Here is a 26,001-nt window from a genome sequence, read left to right on the forward strand (position 1 = left end):
GCTCCGTAGAATGCGCGCCACACCGAAGCGAAGGGTGATTAGCTCAGCTGGGAGAGCGTCTGCCTTACAAGCAGAATGTCGGCGGTTCGATCCCGTCATCACCCACCATTCGTTTCAAGTGTTACGCGCAGCGGTAGTTCAGTCGGTTAGAATACCGGCCTGTCACGCCGGGGGTCGCGGGTTCGAGTCCCGTCCGCTGCGCCATATTCGGTCACCTGGAACACTGAACGCCAGGTCACCACGGAAAAACCCGCTGAGGCGGGTTTTTTTCTGTCTCAAGGTTGTACCCGCGGGATGTGCTGTTTCACCGGTTTTCAGATTTTTTTGAAAAATATTCAATTAAATCAACATTTTACGAAAACATGTGGCATAATGCGCCCCGTAACGAAGCGAAGGGTGATTAGCTCAGCTGGGAGAGCGTCTGCCTTACAAGCAGAATGTCGGCGGTTCGATCCCGTCATCACCCACCATTCGTTTCAAGCGTTTCGCGCAGCGGTAGTTCAGTCGGTTAGAATACCGGCCTGTCACGCCGGGGGTCGCGGGTTCGAGTCCCGTCCGCTGCGCCATATTCGGTATCTGGAACTGAACGCCAGATACCCGGAAAGCCCGCCTTGTGCGGGCTTTTTGCTGTCTGCGATTTATGAATATCCTGTAGGAGCTGCCGAAGGCTGCGATCTTTTGATCTTGGAAGCAAGATCAAAAGATCGCAGCCTCGTTGCACTCGTCAGCTCCTACAGGGGGGTGTGCGCTTCTGGCTGGGCGGCATTGCGGCTATGCCGATAATCGCTCACCGCCTCGTAAACCGCCTTGCGCAAGCGATTGATCCCGCCGATCGGTCGATGCGCCTCGATCCCGAACCAGGGATTGAACGACAGGTTGTCACATTGCAGATTCAGCGCCGGCGTATCGAAGTCCTGCGCGGGCAGGGTGATGCGCGCCACGGTTGCAAACGGCGCATCCTGCTCACGCCATTCAATACTCGTGTCTTCAATCGGCATGTACTTGTGCGCATCCTGACGCTGAATTTGCAAGGCGAAGCAGGCCGGCACCCGATCCGTCGACAACTGCTGATTCAGTGCGCTGCGCAGGAAATTGGGCAAGTCGTGATTCTGCTTGGGCAGCGCGTAGGCCGGACAACTGGCTGGATCCGGCACGACGCGAAATTTGGCATTGGCCTCGCCAAACTTGTAAGGCGACACGGAAAAATACGTGGTCGCGGTCGGGCTGTCCGGCGGCGGTGACAGCGTGGCCAACGCGATAAACAAATGACGAATCTGCCAGCTGCGCGGATCCCATGTCGGAAAAAACGCCATGACTTTCTTGCCGTCAGCCTGCGCCGCCACATTCTGACGGTATTCGGCGACATCGCTGACAAAGAAATTCGGATGGCTGAACATCACGAAATCCTGTTCATGCTGGCCCTGGCGATTGCCGAGCAGTTGCTTGCCCGGCACATCGAAAAGCTTGATCGCCATCCCCCGAGCGTCGCGAATACTGTCGAATTGTGGATAGGCATTGCCGTTGGACAGCCGGATCATCGCTTGCCAGATTTTGCCCGGTTCGTTGAACACGCCTTGTTGCAACGCCTGCGCCAGGTCAGGCAGCACTTGCACCTGCGCCTTCACACAACCATGTGCCTTGGCGTGAGCGTCACGCAGATATCGGGTGCCTTCGCGGTGTTGGTCGACAATGCGCACTGCGGTTTGAATGATGTCCTGAGTCATCGCCGCTTCGCCCGGCGGCAGCTGTTCCTGCGCTGACACCGGCCCACGATGTTGCCAGGCAAACCACGCCGCGGCGATTGCCCAGCCGAGCAAGCCGATAACCAGCACAATCAGCAGTGTTTTACTGAACAAACGCCCCAGCCACAGCCAGAAACGCGCCAGTGGCGGCAGCTCCTTTTTAAATGTCGGCATGCTCATGGCAACTGCGCCTCCAATGGTCCGCCCAGCACTTTCAGGTATTCGAGCAGCGCCCAGCGTTCCTCGGGTTGCAGGAGTCGGCCGATCACCCCGTTGCCGCGTGCGCCAGAACGGAATTCGTGGCCGCTGTTGTGGTTGCCGCTGATGCGCGTGTCGAACAGAAAACCGTTGGTGAAGGCCTCGGTGCGGTAGCCGAGGTGGCGCGGGTCGTATTCGACCGTGCCCTTATAGAAGGTCGTCGCCCGCTCATCCTGCGGTGACAGCAACTGATAGATACTGGGAACCGAGCCGTTATGCAGAAATGGCGCGGTCGCCCAGACCCCCGCCAGCGGCCGGGCCTGGTAAGCGATTTTTTCGCGTACGCCAATTGGCAGGCCGAAGCCGTCCAGATCTGGTTTTTCCTCCGACGTGACGCCGGCTTCGCGATAGGCACGGTTTTCCACGAACGCAGTGACGTAAGCCAAGCCCTTGGCCACCGACAATTGGCTCGGATCGAGCGGTTCCTTCGGTGCAGGATGCAGCTTGACGTCCATCTTTTCCAGCTCCTTCATATCCCATTGCAACGCTGTCAGATCGAAGCGGTGGCTGGCGATGTTGTTCGCCGCGTTCGGGTCGGTGCCAATGACGTCCACGGGCAGCATGTGCAAATGTTGCACCCAGCGTTCGCCTGCCTGGGTCTGGCGGGGTACGTGGCAACCGGCACAGTTTTCGGCAAACAGCGTGCGGCCCTTGGCGGCTAGCGGTTTGTCGATCGCGCCGAACAGCTCCTCCGGCCACGTTGGTGGCTTGAGTTGCTGCAGGGTTTCTTCGATCTTGTGCAGATCGCGCACGCGCACGCTGGAGGCGTAGCGGTCATCCCCTTGCAGCGGTTGGCCGTTGGCATCGAAGAAATTCAGGGTGGCACCGACGCCAAGTGCCTCGCCGATATTGCGCGCCATCGGTTGCTGGGCTGAACCGTTCCACTGCACCCAATCGAAAGTCCACATGTCCCACAGTTGCGGGTAATCCACCGGGGCGTTGGCCACGCGGTAGTTGGCGGGAGAAATCGCATCGCCGAACGTCGCATTGGCAATCCGGCCGAACGCATCCGTGCGCCCGGGGCCTTCCTCGGTCGGATAGAGGCCGCGGTGGGTGTCGTTCCAGGCGACTTTGAGGAAGGTGTTCAGCGAGGTTTTGAAGTCTTTGCGCAATTGCGCGTGGCGCGCGTCGTAATCGTCACCGAGTACCTGGCGGGCGAAACGTTCGAATTTCCACGGGTTGTAGTAAGTCGAGGCAAGACTGGCGACCAGTGCCTGTCCGAAGCTGCCGCCGCGCAGTGTAGGAACGCTGGAAGGCAACACGTGCTGCGCAGCGCCGCCATCGATCCGCACCGCCTGCCCTTTGAAGCGCAACTCGCCGCTGTGGCAAGCGGCACAAGTGATGTCCAGATAATGCTCGGAGGGGTTACCGGGATTCTGGTGCCGAGCGAAACCGATCGGAAGGTTGCCGGGATTGTTCGCCGTGGCTTTCTGCAGCGGGTCGACCAGAAAACCGAAGCGGGCGAGGTAGTCAGGTGAGGCGAATCGCTGTTGGGAAAAGGGCAGTTCCAGCGCCTGGAACCACTCGTAACGCAGGCCTTTGACTTGCGTGCCCTGCGGCGTGAAATAGTAGGTCTGGCGTTGCTGCTCGCTCCACTGGTCCAGGTAATGCACCTGTTCGGGTGCGGTGTAAAAAGGCAATTTCGGATTGGCTACATAGTAGAGAATCACCGCAACGGCGATTCCCAGCAGCACGATTATCACAACGAGAACGCGGAATAAGAGGCGCAAGTTAAACATCCTTGTCGAATTGTTGCGCTGTTATGCCTGAGCCGCGAGCGCTGGGCAAGTGGCCATTACCCCGGATGCCAAGCCAGACGCCGACGGCCCTTGTCGGCAGCGGATGACAGAAGCTTCATCCAGCCGCCGTCCAAATGCGTTTTAATCCCTGAACTTATCGGAAGATTCCTGCTCTCATGCCGGTAGCCATTGGTCGTGGCGGCCTGATAAGCTCGCGGCTTTACTCGATTGCCCATTCGGCGCATGAACAAGGAAATAGCATGAAACAGCATCGGTTGGCGGCGGCGGTAGCCCTGGTTAGCCTGGTACTCGCGGGTTGTGATTCGCAGACCAGCGTAGAGCTGAAAACCCCGGCGCAAAAAGCTTCCTACGGCATCGGCCTGAACATGGGCAAAAGCCTTGCTCAGGAAGGCATGGATGATCTGGACTCCAAAGCGGTAGCCCAGGGCATCGAAGATGCCGTAGGCAAGAAAGAACAGAAGCTGAAAGATGAAGAACTGGTCGAAGCCTTCGCCGCGCTGCAAAAGCGTGCTGAAGAGCGTATGGCCAAGATGAGTGAAGAGTCGGCAGCCGCTGGCAAAAAATTCCTCGAAGAAAACGGCAAGAAGGCAGGTGTTACCACCACCGCTTCGGGCCTGCAGTACGAAGTGGTCAAGAAAGCCGATGGCCCACAGCCCAAGCCGACTGACGTCGTGACCGTTCACTACACCGGCAAGCTGACCAACGGTACCGTATTCGACAGCTCCGTCGAGCGCGGCAGCCCGATCGATCTGCCGGTCAGTGGCGTGATCCCGGGTTGGGTTGAAGGTCTGCAACTGATGCACGTTGGCGAGAAGTACAAACTGTACATCCCTAGCGATCTGGCTTACGGCGCTCAGTCGCCAAGCCCGGCAATCCCGGCCAACTCGGTTCTGGTTTTCGACCTTGAACTGCTGGCTATCAAGGATCCAGCCAAAGAAGACGCCGCTGCCAAGTAACACGCAACGGTATCGACTACAACGCCTCGCTTATGCGGGGCGTTGTTGCATCTGGAGAGCGGCAAGGGTAAACAGAGCGAACTGACGCCGATCAACACAGTCATAGCTTTGAGGCCGCCCGCGCTAGCCGCCCCGAGCCGCCAAGTCAATGAAATATTGGGGTTTTTTATGTGAGTAAAAAACGCCCGATCTGAGCTAAGCCCATATAAATCGGGGCTTTCAGCGCTGAAATGCAGCTCTGTTCACAAGGTTATCCACAATTTGTGTGGATAACATTTCAACGGGAGGAATTGATGAAAGCTCCGTGGAATTTCGCTCGATTCCTGCCCTTGGCCGGACGCCTTCTGGCCCGTGGACGCCTTCCGACACTTTTGTTTGCCGTGGCCAGCAAAGGCGCTGCGCAAGGCAATCGCCTCGGCAAGTTGAAAGATGATCTGCGTTTGCTGCAGTCGCTGTGCCTGGCCTACTGGCGCGGCGAATACCGCGCGATCAGTGCCAAGTCGCTGATCTCGGTGGTGGCCGGCCTGATGTATTTCCTCAGTCCTGTCGATGCCATTCCGGATTTCATTCCCATGTTCGGCATGCTCGATGACATCGCCGTCCTGGCTTGGCTGATGAAGACCCTCGACAACGAACTCAACGCCTTCCGCCTCTGGCGCAAGCGCCAGCATCCCGAGAAGCTGGCAGTGGTCGAACGCCTGCCGGACACCCCTGAACAATTGCAATTGCAAGGCCCGAAAAAGTCCTGAATGACAAAGACTGCCTGTAGATAGATACCCCCCGCGACCTTGGCCGCTGTTAGGATTACACTTCTAGGGAAAAGTGCCGACTCGCTAAGTGGTGTTGTCCTACGGGGTAGTCATGGATATTCAGATAATTGCACGCGATGGCGAACCCGAATACGCGGTTCTGCCGTGGGCTCAATATCAGGCTCTACTGAAAGCAGCAGGGATCAATGCATCACCGGCGCAGCAGCCTGCAGTGCCGCTCGCCGCATCATCGTCAGAGCCGATTCTTCCGGGTCTGGATCAATTACGCAGTTTGCGCGAAGGGAAGGGCATCGCCATCGAGGCGCTGGCCCGCACGGTAGGCATCAGCCCGTCTTATCTGGCCATGATCGAAAGTGGTGAGCGTCAACCCGACGCCGCGATTCGCCGCAGCCTGGCCTGGGAATTGACGGTGCCAGGTTGGAGGGATGAATCGTGAGCGTACGCATCAGCCGTCAACATTGGGACGGATTGCTGGGGGAACTGGATCAGGCGCGCCGTCAGCGCCATCTTCTGACATATCGAGCGCTGCTGGAACGTTTGCAACTGCCGACCCCGGCGATGCAAACGCTGACGGCGGCGCTGGAGCATCTGGCCGCACTGGATGCCAAAGCCGAGCAGCCGTTGCGCAGTTCGCTGGTCATCAGTCAGGGTGCCAGTCGTTTGCCGCGTACCGGTTTTTTTGAATGTGTCGAGCGTTTGGGACGCTTTTCCGGCCCGTCGGATGGCGTTGCCGCAGCCTCCTGGCACGCGTCGGAAGTGGTGCGCGTGTTTGAATACGAGTACCCGGAATCGGCGGAGGCCTGAGTGGTGCTACGCCTCAGGGCGCGGGCTGGTTACTGGCTGGCCCGCAGGCTGTTTCATTGGTCGTGGTTTGTCCGCCAGCCGCGCGGCTGGCGCTGGCTTGAAGGCCAGTTTGCGCGCATGGCCAACCTCGGCGATGTCGCCGCGCAAAGCTTTTATGGGCATATCCTGACCTTTCGTGGCGTCGGCCTGGGTGCGCGTGAAGAAGGCGTACGTTTGCTGCGTCTGGCGGCGCTGGCCGGAGATGGCAAAGCGGCGTATCAAGTCGGTGTCATCAGCCTCGCCGGTACGCCGAGCAAAGCGCCGGACCCCGTTGAAGCTGCCCGTTGGTGGAGTATGGCCGCCAAGGCCGGGCATCCGTTGGCAGAGCTGAAACTGCAACAGCTGAAAGCTGGGGATTCAACGCAGTAAGTCCATATGTGTCTGTCCCGATAAACGCGGCGTGAGGTTTTCCTCACGCCGCGTTTGCGTTTAGCTCGGTGCGTTTTTGCTGGGTGTTGGATTGCAGATTAGTCCTACATCCTTTGCCTACTCGCCTGACTTCTTTCCTGTTTGATCCCCCGCACAGTTCCCGCGACTAATTTTTTGCGCGAGGGACCGCTCATGCTCCAGCCCGTTTTTCAGCTCACCTTGTCTGTCAGCGTGTGTTGATGGAAGCCATCGCTCGCATCGAGCAGGAACTCGACAGCTTTCCCGACACCCTCAGCCTCTACCGCAAGCAGCTCGATCACTGGCTCAGTCGCGCGGCTGACCAGGCCAGCGACGCGGCAGATCTGCCGTCGCTGATGGGCATGGAGCGGATCATTCGTTTCGGCGAACGGAGTACGGCGGTCAGCAGCGGCGACGCCGAATTCGTTTCCGGCGTGGTCCAGTGTCCCCAGGGCAGGCTGATGCAGATCGAGAGCAAATTCGAATCGGTCTACGACATTGCGCTGGGCAACATCGTCGTCGATGTGGTGGCGGTAGATAGCGGTGAGACCACCAAAGTCGAACTTGATCAGCAGGGCAAAGGCGAATTCAAAGGAGAAGCGGGCAAGTTCTACCGTGTGCATGTGCATGACGCTGTCACCGGCGATCAGGTCGCCGAGCTGTTCAAATCCTACGACGGTTTGACCAACGAACTGCAAGGTTGGCTGCGCAGCGAGTGGCGGGGCTTCAAGCCGCAGTGGTCACAGTCGGTAGCGACGGCGGCGAGCAACGGCATGCTCGCCGGCAGTTGGGCAGCTATCGAAGGCGTGTGGGACAGCCTCGGTTTGCTCTCGGACATTCTTCAGGACCCCGGCAAGTTTGCCGAGCGTTTGGGCAGTGGCGCGGCTGACCTGATCAAGCTGGCGCAGACCGCGCCTGATCTCATGGAAAAGTTGCAGCTGCTGGTCAGTGACGAGGCGGCGCTGTGCTTGCTGTTACGCTCGGCGAGCCTGTGGCTGGACATGCTGCCGCCAGGCGAGATCGCCGCCAAGACCGCTGAAGTGGCGTCGATGATGATCGTCCAGGTGATCATCGATGTGCTGATCGCTGTCGTTTTGACATTCGTTGGGGCGGGGGCGGGGATCGCTTATCTGACGCTGCGTCTGGCCGATCGTGCAGCGCAGTTGTTTAACGTCGCCAAGCGTCTGGTCAAGGCGATGTTCAGCATCGTCAGCGCCTTCATTGACTACGTAGATCGCTACAAAGCTGTTGCCGCGCGGGGCGTTGCCGCTGGCGTGAAGAACGGCCGGATGCAATTGCGCTGGGATGCCAAGCGCAACGCCTTGTTGAAGAAAGACGAACGTCATGACGACGTCCCCGACCAGGCGAAAAACCCCAACGGCGAAGCCGCCGACTGCGTGCCCAATACCTGCACCAACGGCTGTCCGGTGTCGATGGTCACCGGCGAAGAACTGCTGACCCTGACCGACGCGGTGCTCGACGGCGTACTGCCGTTCGAGTTCACCCGCTTGTACCGCAGCAGCGCCATCGAGCTCGACATCGGTCTGGGTTTTGGCTGGAGCCATACGCTGGCCCATCGCCTGGCCTTCGATGGTGACGGCGTGATCTGGATCGATCACGAGAACCGCCGTACCCGTTTTCCCCTGCCCAATGTGGCGCGCCCGGCGATCCATAACAGCCTGTCGCGAGCGGCGATCTTTCTGGGTGATGAACCGGAAGAACTGATCCTCGCTCTGGCCGGCGACAGCGCACGCTTTTACCACTTTCGCGCCGGCCGGCTGACGGCGATCAGCGATGTCTACGGCAATCGTCTGACGCTGCAACGCGATCGCTCCGACCGCATTCAGCGTCTGGACAACGGCGCCGGGCGCGCGCTGCTGTTGCGTTATGACCGCACGCACCTCACGGCGGTCGATTACCAGGTGTTCGTTCAGGGCGAGTGGACCACCGAGCAAACCCTCGCCACCTACAGCTTCGATGCCCGGCAACGGCTGCTGACCGCCACCAACGCGGTTGGCGACAGCGAGCGCTACGACTACGACGATCACCACGTCATCCTCCAGCGGCAGTTGACCGGCGGCGCGAGCTTCTTCTGGGAGTGGCAGCGCGAGGGCAAGGCGGCGCGCTGCGTGAGGCACTGGGCCTCGTTCTCGCAGATGAACACCCGTTACGTCTGGAACGATGACGACGCCAGCGTGACCGTGCATTACGTCGACGGCACCGAGGAAGTCTACGTTCACGACGAGCGCGCGCGGCTGGTGCGTCAGGTTGCGGCCGATGGCGGTGAACAGCTCAAGGCCTACGACGAGCAGGGCCGCTTGATCGCCGAGCAGGACGCTTTGGGCGCCGTCACCGAATACCGCTACGACGAGGTCGGACGGCTGATCGCGCTGATTCCGCCGGACGATGCGCCAACGTCCTACGAGTACCGCAACGGTTTTCTCTACAAGCGTTGCCGTGGCGATGCGGTGTGGATCTATCGGCGCAATGCCGAAGGTGCGGTCACCGAAGCGGTCGATCCCGATGGTCAGGTCACCCATTACTACTACAACCTGCGCGGCCAGTTGCTGTCGCTGCGTTATCCGGACAGCAGCCGCCATCGCTGGGTGTGGAACGAGCTCGGCCAACTCATCGAAGAAACCCTGCCCGACGGCGGCGTACGGCGCTTTTCCTACGATGCGCTGGGACGGCGGATTACCACCCAGGACGAATTTGGTGTTGTCAGTCGTCAGCAGTGGGATGCAGCCGGCCGACTGATTCTGACGACTTCTCCTACGGGAAGCACACGCGCCTACAGCTATGGCGCCTACGGCCAGATCACCGCCGAGCGCGACGAACTGGGGCACATCACCCGCTACGAATATGACGACGACCTGCACCTGGTGTCGCGGCGCATCAACCCCGACGGCACCCGCGTGCAGTACCGCTACGACCATGCGCGGCTGCTGCTCACCGAGATCGAAAACGAGTCGGGGGAAAAGTACCGACTGGACTACACGCCGACCGGATTGATCCGACAGGAAACCGGGTTTGATGGGCGGCGTACCGCGTACGCCTACGACCTCAATGGCCATCTGCTGGAGAAGACCGAGTTCGGCGAGCAGGGTTTATCGCTGGTCACCCACTACCAACGCGACGCGGCTGGAAGGTTGCGGGTCAAGACCCTGCCCGACGGGGTCAAGGTGCGTTATGACTACGACCGCCTCGGCCGCTTGGTTGGTGTCGATGACGGGCAGAATCATCCGCTGGCCTTCGAGTACGACCGTCAGGATCGCTTGATCACCGAGCATCAGGGCTGGGGCACCTTGCGCTACGCCTACGACGCCTGCGGCCAGCTCAAGCGCCTGCGCCTGCCGGACAACAGCAAGCTCGATTATCACTACGCCAAGGGCGGCGCGCTGAGCGCCATCGACCTCAACGGCACGCCGCTCACGCGCCACGTCTACCAGTCCGGTCGCGAACAGCAACGTCAGCAAGGCCTGCTGCTCAGCGAATATTCCTACGACGATCAGGGCCGTTTACTCGCCCACGCCGTAGGCCATCGCCACGCCTCGCTGTACCGCCGCGATTATGCCTACAGCGCCAACGGCAACCTCGAGCACATTGCCGACAGCCGCCACGGCCAGCGCACCTACGGCTACGACGCCCTCGACCGGCTGATCCGCGTGCGCCACTCGCGCGACGAACTGCCCGAATCCTTCGCCCACGACCCGGCCGGCAACCTGCTGATGCAGGATCGCCCCGGACCTGCGCAGATCAAGGGCAACCGCCTGCTGATGCAGGGCGACCGTCATTACGACTATGACGCCTTCGGCAACCTGATCCGCGAACGCCGCGGCCACGGCCAGACCCTGGTCACCGAATATCGCTACGACTGCCAACACCGCCTGATCGGCCTGACCCGCCCCGACGGCCAGACCGCCAGCTACCAGTACGACGCCTTCGGCCGGCGCATCCGCAAAACCGTCGACGGCGTCAGCACCGAGTTCTTCTGGCAAGGCGAGCACCTCGTCGCCGAAAGCAGCGACAGCCAGTACCGCAGCTTTGTCTACGAACCCGGCACTTTCCGCCCCTTGGCGCTGCTCGACGGCAAAGGCCCGAAAAAAGCCTGCCCGTTCTACTACCAGCTCGACCACCTCGGCACCCCGCAGGAACTGACCGACTACGGCGGCGAAATCGTCTGGTCGGCGCAATACGACGCCTACGGCAAAGTCGCCACCGTGACCCTGGCCGGCGAGGATTACCTCGACCAACCGCTGCGTTTTCAGGGGCAGTACTTCGATGCGGAAAGCGGGCTGCACTACAACCGCCATCGGTATTACGACCCGAGGTTGGGACGGTATCTGACGCCGGATCCGGTGAAGCTGGCGGGTGGGTTGAACCAGTACCAGTACGTGCCGAATCCGACGGGGTGGGTGGATCCGTTGGGGTTGACGTCTAATTGCCCGCCGCCTAACAAGAATAATAAGAATTGCCAGTTACCTACTGTCGATAAAGGCGCTCCGATTCTTCCTAGGCCGCTGCCTGATGCAGATGCTAAGCGTGAAGTTCTGGCATGGGAAAGGCGATACCGTATGCACTCAGTAGAAAAGCATGGGCCAGAAATCCCCGATGCGGCGCTTAAGCAGCGTTCTATTGATGGATCTCATCCAACTAAAAAGGGTAGGAGGGAAGCGATAAATGCGAGTTCACAATTCACAAGCTGGACCTTACAACATCAAGCTATCGCTTATGCTCTCTCCAAGATGAACAAGGCTGTGCCGGAGCCTACCGGACATGATGCTGCAGGTAATCCCTACGTTCGAGTGCAAATTCCCGGCGTGGGGCGAGGTTATAAACCGAATAGCAAAGATCCTGCTAATCCGAAATATATTGAAGTGATGAATGAGGCGGAAATAAGATTTCGAAAAAACGATGTCAAACGCCCATTTACGGCTTTCACTAGATAGGGAGTATTTGCATGAAGTCACCGTTTGAAAATGTAGCTCTGCCTTGGGAGCCAAAAATTTCCTATTTTCTGGGAGCGCTCGAAATCTACGATAGAGAAGAAGAGGGTGAAGTATATTTGCGATACGATCCTAACGTGCCTAGCGAGCGTAAGGAGGTAATTGAAAAGTTTTTGATCCCTGATCTGGAATATCTTGGTTACAGGCATAAATACGCCTTGCTCGAAGTGTTGAAAGATGCTCTTCAGGACCAAAGCCATGATTTTTCTGTGCAGTTTGAGAATGATTATGACGAATGCATAACTATGGTGTGGAGTAACGACGAAGTTGAAAATGCCCGTCTTTTTTTTCAGGATATCTACCAAGTGGCTAGTGAAGTGTGGAGGGAGGATTTACACCGCGCCAGTCTTGAGGACCGATTAAGTTGGTAATGCGAAATGTTAAGACGCTGATCCATTCTTAAAAATCGAATTGGCCAGACCGCCTGCTAGCAAACCTTCTCAGAAGATACCACCGTTTAGCTAGTCAACATTGAGATCTGAGGGGAAGGAGCGCTGCCAACCTCTAACAAATACACACTAAACCCCACAACCCCCTTCGCATGATGCTTAGCCTGCGAAGCCATCTCCGCAAGCTGGCTGGCATCAAGCGTTGCACAAGCTTCGGGTCGCAGATGAACCACCCCAATCGATAACGACAACAACGCAAACTCCTGCCGCACGCCCTGGCGATTCGGCGCTACAAAACATCCGGCTTCGAGATGCTCGGGGCGGTAGAAGCGGCGGCATTGGCTTTGGAAGTCGTCGAGCAATTGGTTGAGGCGTTTGCGCCAGTCTTCGGGGCCGAGGACGAGGAGGAAGTCGTCGCCGCCGATGTGGCCGACGAAGTCGCGGGAGGGGTCGACGCGTTCGTTGAGGCATTGCGCCAGGCACAGAAGGACTTCGTCGCCCCGGCCGTAGCCGTAGATGTCGTTGAAGGGTTTGAAACTGTCGATGTCGACGTAGCAGATGATCGACTCGCGTCCTTGCTGTAGCAAACGCGTGAGGCATTGCTGAATGGGCACGTTACCCGGCAACAGGGTCAGTGGATTGGCGTAACGGGCCTGCTGGATTTTCAATTCGGTGATCAGTTTGAGCACGTCGATCACCCGACCGAGGCCGAGGTAGCTGCCGTTCAGGGTGATGATGAAGTCTTCTTCGATGCGCTGGCGGGCGCGGCTGGTGATCAGGCGGCTGACTTGCTGCAGTGACTGGCTCATCTCGACGGCGAGGAAGTCGTCGTTCATCAGGCGGCTGATCGGTTTGCGGGCGAAGAGGTCGGTGGCAAACGGTTTGAGCAGGGCGTCCGACAGCGAGTGGCGATGGACGATGCCGCAGGGCTGGCCTTGTTCGTCGAGCACGGCAAGTGAATTGAGGTTGGCCTGGCGACGGAAGGCTTCCAGTACCGTCGCCGTTGGCGTATCACGCTGCACGGCAGGCTGGTCGTTGAGCAGGGCGCTGAGGTCGCAGCCTTCGTCGTTCAGTGCGACGGCGTTGCTGTCGTGTTTGGGCATCAAAGCGCGCGCGTCGCGAGGCGGTTGTTCTTGCGGGCGGCCGAGCAGGTAACCCTGCACCAGATCGACGCCCATTTCAGTCAGCACCGCAAGTTCTTCCGGCAACTCGATGCCTTCGGCAATCACTTGCGCGCGGGAGGCCTTGGCGATTTGCAGAATCGAGCCGACAAACTCTCTTTTCAACGCGTCCTGATGAATGCCATCGATGAAGTGCCGATCGATCTTCACGTAGTCCGGACGCAGCTCCGACCACAGGCGCAGGCTCGAATACCCCGCGCCGAGATCATCCAGCGCGATGGAAAAGCCCATGGCCCGATAGTGATGCAGGGCGGTTTGCAGCAACTGAAAGTCATCGATCGGCGTCTGCTCGGTGAGTTCGATCACCACCTGACTGGGCGGTATGCCGAAGTCCTGCAGCAGTTGCAACGTACGCCCTGGTTGGTGCGCCGCTTCGAGCAAGGACTCCGGCGAGACATTGAGGAACAGCTTGCCCGAAAGTTGCTGCTCATTGAAGCGGCGGCAGGCGCTTTGCCGGCAGGCAATTTCCAGTTCGCTCAGTCGCCCGGCCTGACGGGCTACGGCGAACAGGGCAATTGGCGAATGCAGAGGGCTGTTGGACGGGCCACGGGTGAGCGCTTCATAACCGAGAACACGTCGCTCGGAAAGACAGATGATCGGCTGGAACAGGCTGTGTAAACCGCTTTGAGTCAGGATCGAGCTCAAGGCGCTCAGCTGTTCGGTCGTGGTCATGGCAGTCTCTGGCGATAAAAAAAGGACCGGGAGCGTTGGCTCCCGGTCCTTTATTGCACGACAGAATGATGACTGTTTGATGACGATCCGGGGATCGTCAGCACTAAATTGCCATCACTTACTTCTTGGCCACTTGATTGCTCAGCTTCAGGTAATCCAGCAGCACGCGCCCGGTTTCGCTCAGGTAGGCATCGTCCTCTGGTTTGACCTTATCCGGCTCGGCAGCGGCCAGCGCGTCTTCGTCTTCTTTCTTCAGCTCTTTGAGCGGTTCTTCGCCTTTGGCCTTACGACGGATGTTCTCCATCGCCAGTTGCTTGGCATCGATATCGGCGTGCTGGGCACGACGGTCGGCTTCATTGAGGCTGACGGTTTTCTCTTCCATCAGTTTCTGCGCCAAGGCCAGTTTGTCGCGGATGAACACGAACTCGGCATCCTTGTTGGTGCGCGCGTCATGCTCGGACTTCAGTTGGCCCAGGAACGGCTTGAATGGATCGGCCGCCGGTTTGATTGCCGCGCGGATGGTGTCCCACGGCATGGCTTCCGGCAGGGCGCTCTCGCCGATTTCCTTGGTGTCGATCAGCGACGGGTAGTCGATGTCCGGCAGTACGCCCTGGTGCTGCGTGCTCTGACCGGAGACGCGGTAGAACTTGGCCAGGGTCAGTTTCAATTCGCCATGGTTCAGCGGCTGAATGGTCTGCACGGTGCCTTTGCCGAAGGTCTGGCCACCGATGATCAGCGCGCGGTGGTAGTCCTGCATGGCGCCGGCGAAGATCTCCGAAGCCGAGGCGGACAGGCGGTTGACCAGCAGCGCCATCGGGCCTTTGTAGAACGCACCCGGGTTTTCGTCCTCGAGGACGTCGACGCGACCATCGGCATTACGCACGAGTACGGTCGGGCCTTTGTCGATGAACAGACTGGTCAGCTCGGTGGCTTCCTGCAGGGAGCCGCCGCCATTGTTGCGCAGATCGATGACCACGCCGTCGACCTTGTCTTTCTGCAGTTCGGTCAGCAGCTTTTTGACGTCCCGGGTGGTGCTCTTGTAATCCGGATCACCGGCACGGAATGCCTTGAAGTCGAGGTAGAAGGCTGGAATTTCGATCACGCCCAGCTTGTAGTCCTTGCCGTCCTGTTTCAGGCTCAGGATCGACTTCTTCACGGCCTGATCTTCGAGCTTCACCGCTTCACGGGTGATGGGCACGATTTTGGTGGTCTGGTCGTTCGGGGCATTGCTGGCCGGGATCACTTCCAGGCGCACCACGGTGCCTTTCGGTCCGCGAATCAATTTGACCACTTCGTCCAGACGCCAGCCGACCACGTCGACCATCTCTTTGTTGCCTTGGGCAACGCCGATGATCTTGTCTGCCGGAGCAACTTGTTTGGTCTTGTCAGCCGGGCCCGCCGGCACCAGACGCACGACCTTCACCTGGTCGTTGTCGCTCTGCAACACGGCACCGATGCCCTCGAGGGACAGGCTCATGTTGATGTCGAAGTTTTCCGCGTTATCCGGCGACAGATAGTTGGTGTGCGGGTCGTAGGACATGGCGAAAGTGTTGATGTAGGCCTGGAAGATGTCCTCGGCACGGGTCTGATCCAGGCGCGCCAACTGGTTCTTGTAGCGCTTGGTCAGGGTTTCCTGGATCTGCTTCGGCTCTTTGCCGGCGATCTTCTGGCGCAGCACCTCGTCCTTGACGCGTTTGCGCCACAGGTCGTCGAGTTCTGCGGTGGATTTCAGCCAAGGGGCATCCTTGCGATCGATCAGCAAGGTCTCCTTGGTCGTGAAGTCCATCTTGTCGACACCTTTGTTCAGCTCGGCAAGGGCAAAGTCCAGACGCGCTTTGACGCGATCCAGATAGCGCTTGTAGATGGTGAACCCGGCGTTGAGGTCACCGCTTTTGAGGAAGTCGTCGAACTGGGTTTTCCACTTGTCGAATTCGGCGATGTCGCTGGCCATGAAATAGCTGCGCGACGGATCGAGCAGCTTGATGTAGCTGTCGTAGATGATCACCGAGCGTGCATCGTCGAGCGGCGGCTTGCTGTAGTGGTGACGCTTGAGCAACTCGACGACGTTCAGGCTGGCGATGACTTCATCGCGATCAGGCTGCAACTTGTCCCAGCTGTTGGCTGCGAATGTGGTGCCCGACACCGGCAACAGACCGATACCGATAAAGAGAGCGAGGGCGGTGCTGGGGAGCAAATGCTTCATGCTGATTCGACGCGGGGACAATTGATAACGCATATTAGGCCGTCTTTGAAGTCGCCGGTTCTACGAGAGCCGGTCGCATAATGCAAAAAGCCCGGCGCTACAGCTTCGGGCTCAGTCCAGACTCACTATGGAGGCAGTGTGAAGGCATTGCAAGGCGTTGAAGGTCGAGTGGCATGGGTTGAAGAGCCGAGTCTTACGTGCGATGTAGGACAAGTCCGCATCCGTGTGGCGGCAGCCGGCCTCAATCGTGCCGATTTATTGCAGAAGGCAGGGCTTTATCCTCCGCCGCCAGGCGCCAGCCAAGTGCTCGGTCTTGAGTGCTCCGGCGTGATCAGCGAGGTCGGCGCGGGATCGTCCTGGCAGGTCGGCGATCGGGTTTGCGCCTTGCTGGCCGGGGGCGGCATGGCCGAAGAAGTGGTCGTCGACGGGCGGCATGTATTGCCGGTGCCCGAAGGCGTTTCGTTGATCGAGGCGGCGGCATTGCCCGAGGTGTACGCCACCGTCTGGCTGAATGTGTTTCAACTTGCAGCGCTGAAACCCGGTGAGAAAATTCTCCTGCACGCCGGCGCAAGTGGCATCGGTTCAGCTGCCATTCAGCTGTGCAAAGCGTTCGGCAACCCTTGCTGGGTCAGCGTCGGTTCCGCCGAGCGCCTCGCGTACTGCGAAGCGTTGGGTGCGCAGGGCGGCGTGGTGCGTACCGATGACATCGAGAGCCTGCGTGACTTCGGGCCGTTCGATGTGATTCTCGACCCGGTGGGCGGCAATTACTCTGCGCTGAACCTCAAGTTGATGGCGCTGGATGGTCGTTGGGTGTTGATCGGTTTGATGGGCGGGCGCGAGGCGAAACTGGATCTGGCGCAGGTACTGGCCAAGCGTGTGCAGTTACTGGGGTCGACGCTGCGCAGTCGTGACGATCAGTTCAAGGCGGATCTGCTGAGTGACCTGGGCCAGCATGTGTGGCCACTGTTTGCCGAGGGGCGTTTGCGTCCGCAATTGGCCAGGGCTTTTGCGGTGAAGGATGCCGAGGCGGCGTTTGCCGAGTTGGCGAGTAATACGGTGGCGGGCAAGTTGGTGTTGATAATTGACGAAAATCTGAGCTGACAGAAAAGCGGGGTCAATAGATCGCAGCCTTCGGCAGCTCCTACAGGGTGAATGCATTCCAAATGCAGGAGCTGCCGAAGGCTGCGATCTTTTGCTTTTTATTTCCAGCGATGGATCGGCCAGCCCGATTTTTCCGCGTGCTCAAGCAACACCGGATCCGGGTTGACCACGTGCGGGAAGTCTACTTTTTGCAGCAAGGGCAGATCATTGCGCGAGTCGGAATAAAAACTCGCGCCTTCGAGGTTTTCTTCTTCGGCGTCAAGCCACTCCAGCAAGCGGGTGATCTTGCCCTCGCGGTAAGTCAGAGTGCCGACGGTGTTGCCGCTGTACACGCCATGGGCGACTTCCAGTTCAATGGCCAAAATCTCGTCGATACCCAGTCGATCGGCAATCGGCCGAACCAGATGCGTGCCCGACGCCGAGATCACCAGGATCCGGTCGCCGGCCTTGCGGTGGGCGGCGATGGTTTTGGTCGCGTCGCTGAAGATGATCGGTTCGATAAAGTCTTCAACCCATGGCCCGACCAAGTGCTCGACTTCTTCCGGCGTGCGGCCGATCAGCGGCTCAAGGCTGAACGCCATATACTCGTCCATGCGCAATTTGCCATGGCTGTAGGCATCCATCATTTCATTGTTGCGGCGCATGAACGACTCGGGATCGACCCAGCCCAGACGCCCCATCTGCTCGCTCCAGAGGGTGGCGCAGTCGCCGTGGATCAACGTTTCGTCCAGATCAAAAATTGCCAGGGCCATCGGGTTCTCTCCGAGAACAGCTGCAGGCTACAAGCCTCGAGCTGCAAGAATTAAAATCAGGTGGGCCGCAGTCTACAGCTTGTAGCTTGCGGCTCGAAGCTTGTCGCTGCCTTCAAGCCACCTCACACAAGGCCGTCGGATCGATGGAAAGTGCCAGGCGCTGTCCGTCCGGATGCAGATCGGCGGCCGAGCGGTTGAGCACATCGACCACCAGCTCCACGCCACGCGCTTCGACACGATATCGAATGACGTTGCCGAGCAGGCTGTGGCTACGGATCTGCGCATCGAGTGCGCCGTCAAGGCTCAGTTCGATGGCTTCCGGGCGGATGGCGATGCGATGGTTGATCGGCCGTTGCAACAGTTTCGAGGCGGCCTCGGCGTCGAGCAGGTTGTAGTTGCCGATGAAGCCGGCGGCGAACACATCGACCGGCGCGGTGTAGAGGGTTTCGGCGTCGCCGCTCTGTACGATTTTTCCTTGATTCATCAGGAAAATCCGGTCGGACATGGTCAGTGCTTCTTCCTGATCATGGGTCACGAAGATCGTGGTCAGCCCAAGTTCGCGCTGGATCTGGCGGATCTGTTCGCGCAGGTGCTTGCGAATCCGTGCGTCCAGCGCCGACAGCGGCTCATCCAGCAGCAGCAAGCGCGGGCGGGTCACCAGCGAGCGGGCGAGGGCGACACGCTGGCACTGACCACCCGACAGTTGATGCGGGTAGCGCCTGGCGAAGTCGTGCAATTCAACCAGTTTCAACACTTCAGAAACGCGTTTTTGGCTGTCATCGGCGTTGACCTTTTGCATGCGCAGGCCGAAAGCAACGTTCTGTTCGACGGTCATGTTGGGGAACAGTGCATAGCTCTGAAAGACCATGCCTATTCCGCGTTTCTGCGGGCTCAACGGCACGATATCGACACCGTCGAGGAGGATCTGGCCGCCATCGACCGGCGTCAGCCCGGCGATGCAACGCAACAAGGTGGATTTGCCACACCCGGACGGACCGAGCAGGGTAACGAACTCGCCTTTGTTGATTTCGCAATCGATGTCGCTGAACACAGTAGTGCCCGCATAACGCTTCTGCAGGTGTCGGACGCTGACGTAGCTCATTCGCTTTTGTCCTTGTTCAAGATGTTGGCGATCCAGGTCAGGACCAGCACGAAAAAGAAGTACGAAATGACCAGCGCACTGGTGAAGTGACCGCTGCTGTTGCGCATGTTGTTCAGATAGACCTGCAGGGTTTCGTAGCGCGTGCCGACGAGGATGTTGGCGAAGACGAATTCACCGAAGAGGAACGAGAACGACAGCAGCAGCGCCACCATCAGACCCTTGCGCAGATTCGGCAGTACCACCAGCAATGCCGCCTGAAAGGTGCTGGCGCCGAGCAGTTGCGCAGCATCCATCAGGTCGCGCAGGTTGATCGCTTGCAGGTTGTTGGTGATCGCCCGGTACATGAACGGCAATGCCACGGTGAAGTAGCAGCCGATCAGAATCCACGGCGTACCGACCATCGCCATCGGCCCGGAACCGTAGAGCTGCAACAGCCCCACCGAAGACACCACCGGCGGCACCGCGAAGGGCAGCAGGATCAGGATGTTCATCAGCGCATCGAGTTTCGGAAAGTAGTAATGCACCACGAACAGCAGCGGCAGGATCAGCACCACCGACAACACCAGGGCGCCGACGCAGACGATCAGTGACTGGCCGAATGCGTGCAGAAAGCGTGGATCGCTCCACAGCTGGATATACCACTTGAAGGTGAAGCCGCTGGGCAGAATGGTCGCCGACCAACTGCTGGCGATCGAATAGACCAGCGTGCCCACCAGCGGCAACAGCAGAATGGCGAACAACAGATAGACCACGACGCGGTGGTAGAGGCCGGCCGGGCCCGATTCAGCGCGAGACATGGTAGCTCCTCTTCAACAGCAGTTGATGCACGACGGTGACGAGGGTCATCAGCGCCACGAGCACCACGGCCAGTGCGCTGGCCAGGTTCGGATCGAGCGAGATATCCCCGGACACCATCGCCGCAATACGAATCGGCAGGACGTTGAAGTTGCCGGTGGTCAGTGCATAGACCGTGGCGTAAGCGCCGAGTGCGTTGGCCAGGAGGATCACGAACGTGCCGAGCAATGCCGGGGTCAGCACCGGCAGACCGATGTGCCGCCAGAACTGCCAGCCGTTGGCGCCGAGCAGCGCGGCGGACTCGCGCCAGTCCTCACGCAGGGCGTCGAAAGCCGGGTAGAGCAGCAGCACACCGAGGGGAATCTGGAAGTAGGTGTAGAGGATGATCAGCCCGGTTTTCGAGTACAGGTTGAAGTCCTGGATGATCCCCGACTGCTTGAGCATGATGGTGATGCTGCCGTTGAAGCCGAGCAGGATGATGAAGGCGAACGCCAGCGGCACGCCGGCGAAGTTGCTGGTCATGTTGGCGAAGGCATTCACAAAGTTGCGCAGCTTCGAATCGACGCGACGCAGCGAGTATGCGCCGAGCACAGCAATGATGATGCCGAACACGCTCGACCAGAAACTGATCTCCAGGCTGTACTGGATCGCCTGCCGATAAAACTTCGAACTGAAGACCTTACTGAAATTGGCCAAGCCCCAGCCGAATTCTTCCGACTGCAGGCTATTGATCATCACCCAGACCAGCGGGGCGATTTCGAAGACTATGAAGAACAGCGCGAAGGGCACCAGGCACAGCGCCGCGAGCCATTTGCCGCGAGTCATGGCATTCACTTGAACAGCTCCCGGCACACAGGTTTGTCGTGAGGCACGCCGAGCAGTTCGCAGACCGTGCCGCAGATTTCGGTCTGCTTCGGTGCGGCATCGGGAGTCAGGCTGAAAGCCTCGCCAAGGACAAACATCGGCACTTGGCGCTCTTCGGGTAACAAGCCGTTGTGCGAACGATCGTTGTTCATGCCGTGGTCGGCGGTTACCAGCACCTGATAACCAGCGTCGAGCCAGGTATGCAGATAGTCGGCGAGGATGATGTCCGCCGAGCGCGCGCTGTTGCGGTATTGCGAACTGTCGAGACCGTGCTTGTGCCCGGCGTCATCGATGTTCATCGGATGGATCAGCAGGAAATTCGGCGCGTGGCGCAAGCGCAGGTTTTCGGCGTCGGCGAACAGGTGCGAATCGGGGTAGTGATCGTTCCAGTAGAAGTGACCGTGCTGGATCGGCAAGGACGGATCGTCGGTGTGGCGGTCGCGTGTGGCTTCGAACGGTGATCGGTTGTACAGCTCGCTGACCCAGTGATAAGCCGCAGCGGCCGTTTTCAGGCCGGCATCGCGGGCATAGTGGTAGATGCTGCGCTGGTTCGACAGGCGCGAGACATTATTGTGGACGATGCCGCTGTCGATGGGCGGCACGCCGGTGAGGATGCATTCGTAAAGTGGTCGGGACAGGGCGGGCAGTTCGCACTCCAGTTGATAGAGCGCCGCGCGTCCTGCGTCAACATAGGCCTGCAGATGCCCCATGGCGTGCCGCGCAACCTCGTAGTTGAGGCCGTCGAGCACGACAAGGATGACGTTGTGCTTCATAGGGGCAAACACTCCGCGAAATTCAGATATTGCGAAATCGAATCGATCCCCTGTGGGAGCGAGCCTGCTCGCGAATGCGGTACATCATTCAACAGTGATGTCGACTGACACGCCGCCTTCGCGAGCAGGCTCGCTCCCACATTTGGATCTTCAAGGATCCCGAACAGGGATCTACAGGTTTATTTCATCTCTACGATGACTTCTTCGTTCCACTTCTGCGGCAGGGCCTTGGAGGTCTTTTCCCACGCGTCGGCGTCTTTGATCGGCGTGACCTTTTTGTACTGCTCGTTGGGCAGCAGCTTGGCTTTCACGTCTTCCGGCAGTTGCAGGTGTTCGGCGCGGATCGGACGGGCGTTGCCACGGGCAAGGTTGGTCTGGCCGGCGTCGCTGAAGATGTATTCGCGGGTCAGCTTGGCGGCGTTCGGGTTTTTTGCGTACTTGTTGATGATCGTGGTGTAGCCGGAGATCACCGAGCCATCGGACGGAATCAGCACCACGTAGTCATCCGGGTTGGCCATCTTGGCCTTGTAGCTCAGGCCGTTGAAGTCCCAGACCACGCCGACTTCGATCTCGCCTTTTTCCATGGTGGCGATGGTCGGATTGGCCATCGACAGACGGCCTTGTCTGGCGATGTCTGCAAACAGCAGCAAGGCTGGCTGGATGTTTTTCTCGTCGCCACCGTTGGCCAGGGCCGCGGCGAGCACGCCGTTGGCAGCTTGGGCGGCGGTGCTCACGTCGCCAATGGAGACCTTGTACTTGCCGGTTTTGAGGTCAGCCCACTTGGTCGGCACCTCGGAGCCGTGCAGCAGCTTCTTGTTGACGATGAACGCGATGGTGCCGGTGTAGGCCAGCGCCCAGTTGCCGTCCTTGTCCTTGGCCCAGTCCGGCACCTGATCCCAGGTGCTCGGCTTGTACGGTTGCACCACGCCTTGCTTGACCGCGATAGGGCCGAAAGCCGCACCGACGTCGCCGATGTCGGCGGTGGCGTTGTCTTTTTCGGCGGCGAACTTGGCGATCTCCTGGGCGGAGCTCATGTCGGTGTCGATGTGCTTGAGGCCGTATTTTTTCGCCAGGTCTTCCCAGGTGCCTCTCCAGTTGGCCCAGTCATCTGGCATGCCAACGCTGTTGATGGCGCCTTCCGCTTTCGCAGCGGCTTCGAGAGTTTTCAGATCGGTGTCGGCCGCCATCGCGGCGGTGCACATGGCAATGGTCGAGCCTAACAGTGTTGCCAGGAAAAGCTGTTTCATTCCGAAGCTCCTTGGTCGTGTTCAACGCTGCGATTGCGGTATGTGTTGGTCTAGGTCAGCAATACCTGAGCCAATTTAGGCGCGCTGGATGACACTTTGATGTCGACGCTGGTGTGGCAGGTCTTTTATCCGCCTGTGATCGGCAGGTGCCAGATAAGCGTAGACCATGCCGAAGGCCCGACAGACAGGGGACTTGGCCGATGTATTGCAAGTCGTGAAAGCGACCGTTCGGTAATTTTGTCATCTGGCGGTCATCTGCACTGCCTAGGCTTGCAACACCCGACAGCGATCCATATGGCGTTCGGTTTTGCCCCGAAACAGTGCTGGTCTAGTCCAGATAGGTAACGTTGATGCGCGATGAGGCAACGAAAGCGGTGACAGCGATTGGCCAAGTGCTGCAGGAACAGCTCGATCACGGTCTGTTGGCCGCCGGCAGCAAGTTGCCGGCCGAACGCAAGCTCAGTGAGCTGTTCGGGACAACGCGGATCACTGTGCGTGAGGCGCTGTTGCAGCTCGAGGCGCAGGGGCAGATTTATCGCGAGGAGCGACGCGGCTGGTTCGTATCGCCGCCGCGTCTGGCTTACAACCTGATGCAGCGCAGTCATTTTCACGCGATGGTCAGTGCGCAGGGCCGCGTGCCTTCGACCGAGGTGATTTCGGCGCGATTGCAGCCGGCTTCGGCGGCGGTGTGCGCGTGGCTGCAGCTGCCGGCGCTGTCGAGCGTGATTCAGATTTGCCGCTCGCGGCGCATTGACGGGCGGCTGGTGTTGTATGTGGAGCACTATTTGAATCCGCAGTTTTTTCCCGGGATTCTCGAGTTTGATTTGAATCAGTCGATCACCGAGCTGTATGCCCGGCATTACGATTTGCACTATGGCCGGGTGCGGTTCGAGATGGTGCCTACGTCTTTATCTGTCGATGCGGCAGCGGCTTTGCGGGTTTCGGTGGGGAGTCCGGGCTTGCGCATTGCGCGGGTCAATTACGATCAGCATGGGCGGTTGATTGATTGTGATCTGGAGTTTTGGCGGCATGATGCGATTCACGTTGGGGTTGATGTGGTTTGACCTTGGCGGCCTCTGGGCCGACCAGGTTTTGGGGGGGGTGGGTCAATATTCGTTGCTGCGGTAACGGCTTCTTATGGTTTCGCCCTTACGGCGAGGCACTTTTTCCAGACGCCGAAAAAGTACCCAAAAAGGCTGCGCCCTGACGTTCGGCCCGCTCGCTTAGGCTCGGGGTTCCTTCGCTGCGGGATCGATCCTGGCGCAGCGGCTCCGGTTTGCTTCGCTGCACCTACACTCGCTGTGTACGACTGCGTCGTACGGTCGCTGCGCTCCCACGCCCGGATCAATCCCTCCACTCAGCCTGCCGACGGGCTCCAAGATCAAAAGCGTTACTCGAGCTTGCGCTCATTGTGTGTAGGAGCTGCCGAAGGCTGCGATCTTTTGATTTTGATTTTGCTGTTCTGTGGGAGCGAGCCTGCTCGCGATGGCGGCTTAAGAGCCGCCCGATCTCTGTCGGATGTACTCAATCCCTGTGGGAGCGAGCCGCTCGCGAAGGCGCCTCCACGCTCACCCCCTCTCTACCTGCCCACCGCCGCATTCCCATACAAATAATCCGTCGCCAACGACGCCAATGTCCTGACCCCAACCACCAGCGCCGACTCATCCACAAAGAACCCCGGATTATGATTCGGCGCAGCTTTGCTCATGTCCTGATCCCGCGGCGTCACACCAAGAAATACAAACAACCCCGGCGCCTCCTTAGCGAAGAACGAGAAATCTTCCGCGCCGCCTACCAGCGGTCCCTGCACCACATCATCCTTGGCGGCCCACTTCAAAGTCGGCAGCATCTTTTCTGTCAGTGCCGGGTTGTTAATCGTCGGGTCGTATTTTTCGATGATGGTGACGTCGGCTTTCGCGCCGCCGCTTTCGGCGATTTTTTCTACGGTCTGGCGGACGTCGCTGTGCAGTTTCTGGCGGATGCCGTAGTCGTAGGAGCGGATGGTGCCGGTCATATCGACCGATTCGGGGATGATGTTGTAGCGGGTGCCACCGTTGATGGTGCCGATACTGACCACCGAGGGATAAGAGGAGATATCGGTGCGGCGGCTGACCACAGTTTGCAGGCCGACGATGGTTTGTGCGCCGACGGTGATCGGGTCGATGCCGTCCCAGGGACGGCCGGCGTGGGTTTGTTTGCCGTGGATCTTGATGCGCAGGTCATCGGAGCTGGCCAGGGTCGGGCCGGGGCGCCAGGCGATCTGGCCAGCGGGGACGCCGGCCCAGACGTGCAGGCCAAACACCGCGTCGGGTTTCGGCGACTTCATCACGCCTTCCTCGACCATCATCTTCGCGCCCCAGGTATTTTTGCCGTCGGGAATGAAGTCGCTCGGGCCTTCTTCGGCGGGCTGGAAGTAGAACACCACGGTGCCTGGCAAAGTCTCGCGCATTCCGGTAAGAATTTTCGCCGCGCTGAGCAGGATCGCGGTGTGCGCGTCGTGGCCGCAGGCGTGCATGACGTCGACTTCCTTGTCGAGATAAGTGCCTTTGGCTTTCGAGGCGAACGGCAGGTCGGAGACTTCCTTGACCGGCAGCGCGTCCATGTCGGCGCGCAGGGCCACGGTCGGGCCGGGCAGGGCGCCTTTGAGAATGGCGACCACGCCGGTGCGAGCGACGCCGGTTTTAACTTCAAGGCCCAGGGCTTGCAACTGGTTGGCAACCAGCTCAGCGGTGCGTTTCTCGCTGTTGCCAAGTTCCGGGTGGGCGTGGAGGTCGCGGCGGGTTTCCAGCAGTTGCGGCTCGAGCTTCTGCGCCTGCTCGGCGATCTGTGTGCGGGCGCTGTCCAGGGTCGCGGCGCCCGCATGGCTGGCGACCAGGGTGAGCAAAAGGGTCTGGGCAATGCGCGTCAGTTGCATAGGGTTCTCCTTGATTATTGTTGTCGGGCTTGCCTGCCTGTGACAAAGGCTCTGCACGCAAGTGCGATCCGTTCAGGAAAGCGCTATGCGCTCCTACAGATTTACGTTTGAGCATAAGTTATCAGCGAAAACTCCTACCGCTTTATCAGTTCCGTCCGGCGTGACAGATAAAACGCGGGCGATAACTATGTACCGCACCGCGCAACATTTATTTCAATAAATTTCTCCAGGTGCCGGTCACTTTATTGGCTGTTTGAGGGTGACCGGCCAGCGCGACGAAAACTAT

Annotated in this window: 20 protein-coding genes and 4 tRNA genes; 13 read left to right on the plus strand and 11 right to left on the minus strand. The window is 59.3% G+C overall.

Translation table 11 applies throughout. The features are described from left to right. Positions 1-32 precede the first annotated feature (32 nt). From VNV36_RS00005 to VNV36_RS00020, 4 genes are all read left to right on the plus strand, one after another. Positions 33-108: transfer RNA gene (locus VNV36_RS00005), tRNA-Val, on the plus strand. Positions 109-127: 19 nt separating this feature from the next. Further along, a tRNA-Asp gene (locus VNV36_RS00010) sits at positions 128-204 on the plus strand. A 190-nt stretch (positions 205-394) separates the two neighbouring features. Further along, positions 395-470: transfer RNA gene (locus VNV36_RS00015), tRNA-Val, on the plus strand. A 19-nt stretch (positions 471-489) separates the two neighbouring features. After that, positions 490-566 (plus strand) — tRNA-Asp (locus VNV36_RS00020). A gap of 165 nt (positions 567-731) precedes the next feature. Here the strand turns inward: VNV36_RS00020 and VNV36_RS00025 are convergent. After that, the gene (locus VNV36_RS00025) at positions 732-1,922 is read right to left on the minus strand and encodes a catalase family protein (RefSeq protein ID WP_325715055.1); all 1,191 of its coding nucleotides are present in this window, start codon (positions 1,920-1,922) and stop codon (positions 732-734) included. Then, positions 1,919-3,730 carry a di-heme-cytochrome C peroxidase gene (locus tag VNV36_RS00030; RefSeq protein WP_325715057.1) on the minus strand — a complete coding sequence of 604 codons (1,812 nt, stop codon included), beginning with the start codon at positions 3,728-3,730 and terminating at the stop codon, positions 1,919-1,921. The genes VNV36_RS00025 and VNV36_RS00030 overlap by 4 nt, the downstream gene beginning before the upstream one ends. 269 nt (positions 3,731-3,999) lie before the next feature. Between VNV36_RS00030 and bamJ the strand changes: the two genes are divergently transcribed. The 7 genes from bamJ (at position 4,000) to VNV36_RS00065 (ending at position 12,093) form a co-directional block, all read left to right on the plus strand. Then, positions 4,000-4,716, plus strand: a complete 717-nt coding sequence (bamJ, locus tag VNV36_RS00035) for a BamJ family beta-barrel-assembly machinery protein (RefSeq protein ID WP_007950433.1) — start codon at positions 4,000-4,002, stop codon at positions 4,714-4,716. Positions 4,717-5,009: 293 nt separating this feature from the next. Further along, the gene (locus VNV36_RS00040; RefSeq protein WP_325715060.1) at positions 5,010-5,465 is read left to right on the plus strand and encodes a YkvA family protein; all 456 of its coding nucleotides are present in this window, start codon (positions 5,010-5,012) and stop codon (positions 5,463-5,465) included. A gap of 112 nt (positions 5,466-5,577) precedes the next feature. Then, complete coding sequence (locus tag VNV36_RS00045; protein ID WP_325715062.1) at positions 5,578-5,922, plus strand: helix-turn-helix domain-containing protein; 345 nt, start codon at positions 5,578-5,580, stop codon at positions 5,920-5,922. After that, positions 5,919-6,290: a hypothetical protein gene (locus VNV36_RS00050; RefSeq protein ID WP_003223109.1), complete on the plus strand. Its 372-nt coding sequence runs from the start codon at positions 5,919-5,921 to the stop codon at positions 6,288-6,290. The genes VNV36_RS00045 and VNV36_RS00050 overlap by 4 nt, the downstream gene beginning before the upstream one ends. Continuing rightward, positions 6,291-6,698, plus strand: coding sequence for an SEL1-like repeat protein (locus VNV36_RS00055; protein ID WP_325715065.1), 408 nt, complete (start codon positions 6,291-6,293; stop codon positions 6,696-6,698). Positions 6,699-6,937: 239 nt separating this feature from the next. Continuing rightward, on the plus strand, positions 6,938-11,665 hold the full coding sequence (locus VNV36_RS00060; RefSeq protein WP_325715067.1) for an RHS repeat-associated core domain-containing protein: 4,728 nt from the start codon (positions 6,938-6,940) through the stop codon (positions 11,663-11,665). A gap of 11 nt (positions 11,666-11,676) precedes the next feature. Then, positions 11,677-12,093 (plus strand): hypothetical protein, encoded by a 417-nt coding sequence (locus VNV36_RS00065; protein ID WP_325715069.1) that lies wholly within the window; start codon positions 11,677-11,679, stop codon positions 12,091-12,093. An 86-nt stretch (positions 12,094-12,179) separates the two neighbouring features. On the opposite strand, the gene VNV36_RS00070 is transcribed toward VNV36_RS00065, so the two are convergent. Together VNV36_RS00070 and VNV36_RS00075 are read right to left on the minus strand one after the other, a co-directional pair. Then, positions 12,180-13,964, minus strand: coding sequence for a bifunctional diguanylate cyclase/phosphodiesterase (locus VNV36_RS00070; RefSeq protein WP_325715071.1), 1,785 nt, complete (start codon positions 13,962-13,964; stop codon positions 12,180-12,182). Positions 13,965-14,082: 118 nt separating this feature from the next. Further along, positions 14,083-16,167, minus strand: coding sequence for a carboxy terminal-processing peptidase (locus VNV36_RS00075; RefSeq protein ID WP_325715073.1), 2,085 nt, complete (start codon positions 16,165-16,167; stop codon positions 14,083-14,085). A gap of 138 nt (positions 16,168-16,305) precedes the next feature. Between VNV36_RS00075 and VNV36_RS00080 the strand changes: the two genes are divergently transcribed. After that, positions 16,306-17,268: a zinc-binding dehydrogenase gene (locus tag VNV36_RS00080; protein ID WP_325715075.1), complete on the plus strand. Its 963-nt coding sequence runs from the start codon at positions 16,306-16,308 to the stop codon at positions 17,266-17,268. A 98-nt stretch (positions 17,269-17,366) separates the two neighbouring features. Here VNV36_RS00080 and VNV36_RS00085 read toward each other — a convergent pair whose 3' ends face one another. The 6 genes from VNV36_RS00085 to VNV36_RS00110 all read right to left on the minus strand — a co-directional run bounded on the left by VNV36_RS00085 (position 17,367) and on the right by VNV36_RS00110 (position 22,801). Then, complete coding sequence (locus VNV36_RS00085) at positions 17,367-18,020, minus strand: HAD family hydrolase (RefSeq protein WP_325715077.1); 654 nt, start codon at positions 18,018-18,020, stop codon at positions 17,367-17,369. Between the two features lie 112 nt (positions 18,021-18,132). Next, positions 18,133-19,122 carry an ABC transporter ATP-binding protein gene (locus VNV36_RS00090; protein WP_325715079.1) on the minus strand — a complete coding sequence of 330 codons (990 nt, stop codon included), beginning with the start codon at positions 19,120-19,122 and terminating at the stop codon, positions 18,133-18,135. After that, positions 19,119-19,919, minus strand: coding sequence for an ABC transporter permease (locus VNV36_RS00095; protein ID WP_325715081.1), 801 nt, complete (start codon positions 19,917-19,919; stop codon positions 19,119-19,121). Before VNV36_RS00095 ends, VNV36_RS00090 begins: the two co-directional genes overlap by 4 nt. Then, the gene (locus VNV36_RS00100) at positions 19,906-20,742 is read right to left on the minus strand and encodes an ABC transporter permease (protein ID WP_325715334.1); all 837 of its coding nucleotides are present in this window, start codon (positions 20,740-20,742) and stop codon (positions 19,906-19,908) included. Before VNV36_RS00100 ends, VNV36_RS00095 begins: the two co-directional genes overlap by 14 nt. A gap of 5 nt (positions 20,743-20,747) precedes the next feature. Further along, positions 20,748-21,554 carry an alkaline phosphatase family protein gene (locus VNV36_RS00105; RefSeq protein ID WP_325715083.1) on the minus strand — a complete coding sequence of 269 codons (807 nt, stop codon included), beginning with the start codon at positions 21,552-21,554 and terminating at the stop codon, positions 20,748-20,750. Between the two features lie 179 nt (positions 21,555-21,733). Then, the gene (locus VNV36_RS00110) at positions 21,734-22,801 is read right to left on the minus strand and encodes an ABC transporter substrate-binding protein (RefSeq protein ID WP_325715085.1); all 1,068 of its coding nucleotides are present in this window, start codon (positions 22,799-22,801) and stop codon (positions 21,734-21,736) included. Positions 22,802-23,151: 350 nt separating this feature from the next. Here VNV36_RS00110 and VNV36_RS00115 point away from each other — a divergent pair, with 350 nt between their 5' ends. Then, complete coding sequence (locus VNV36_RS00115) at positions 23,152-23,865, plus strand: UTRA domain-containing protein (RefSeq protein ID WP_325715087.1); 714 nt, start codon at positions 23,152-23,154, stop codon at positions 23,863-23,865. Between the two features lie 515 nt (positions 23,866-24,380). Here the strand turns inward: VNV36_RS00115 and VNV36_RS00120 are convergent. Continuing rightward, complete coding sequence (locus tag VNV36_RS00120; RefSeq protein WP_325715090.1) at positions 24,381-25,715, minus strand: amidohydrolase; 1,335 nt, start codon at positions 25,713-25,715, stop codon at positions 24,381-24,383. Between the last annotated feature and the right edge of the window lie 286 nt (positions 25,716-26,001).

The organism is Pseudomonas sp., assembly GCF_035554175.1.
Lineage (GTDB): Bacteria > Pseudomonadota > Gammaproteobacteria > Pseudomonadales > Pseudomonadaceae > Aquipseudomonas.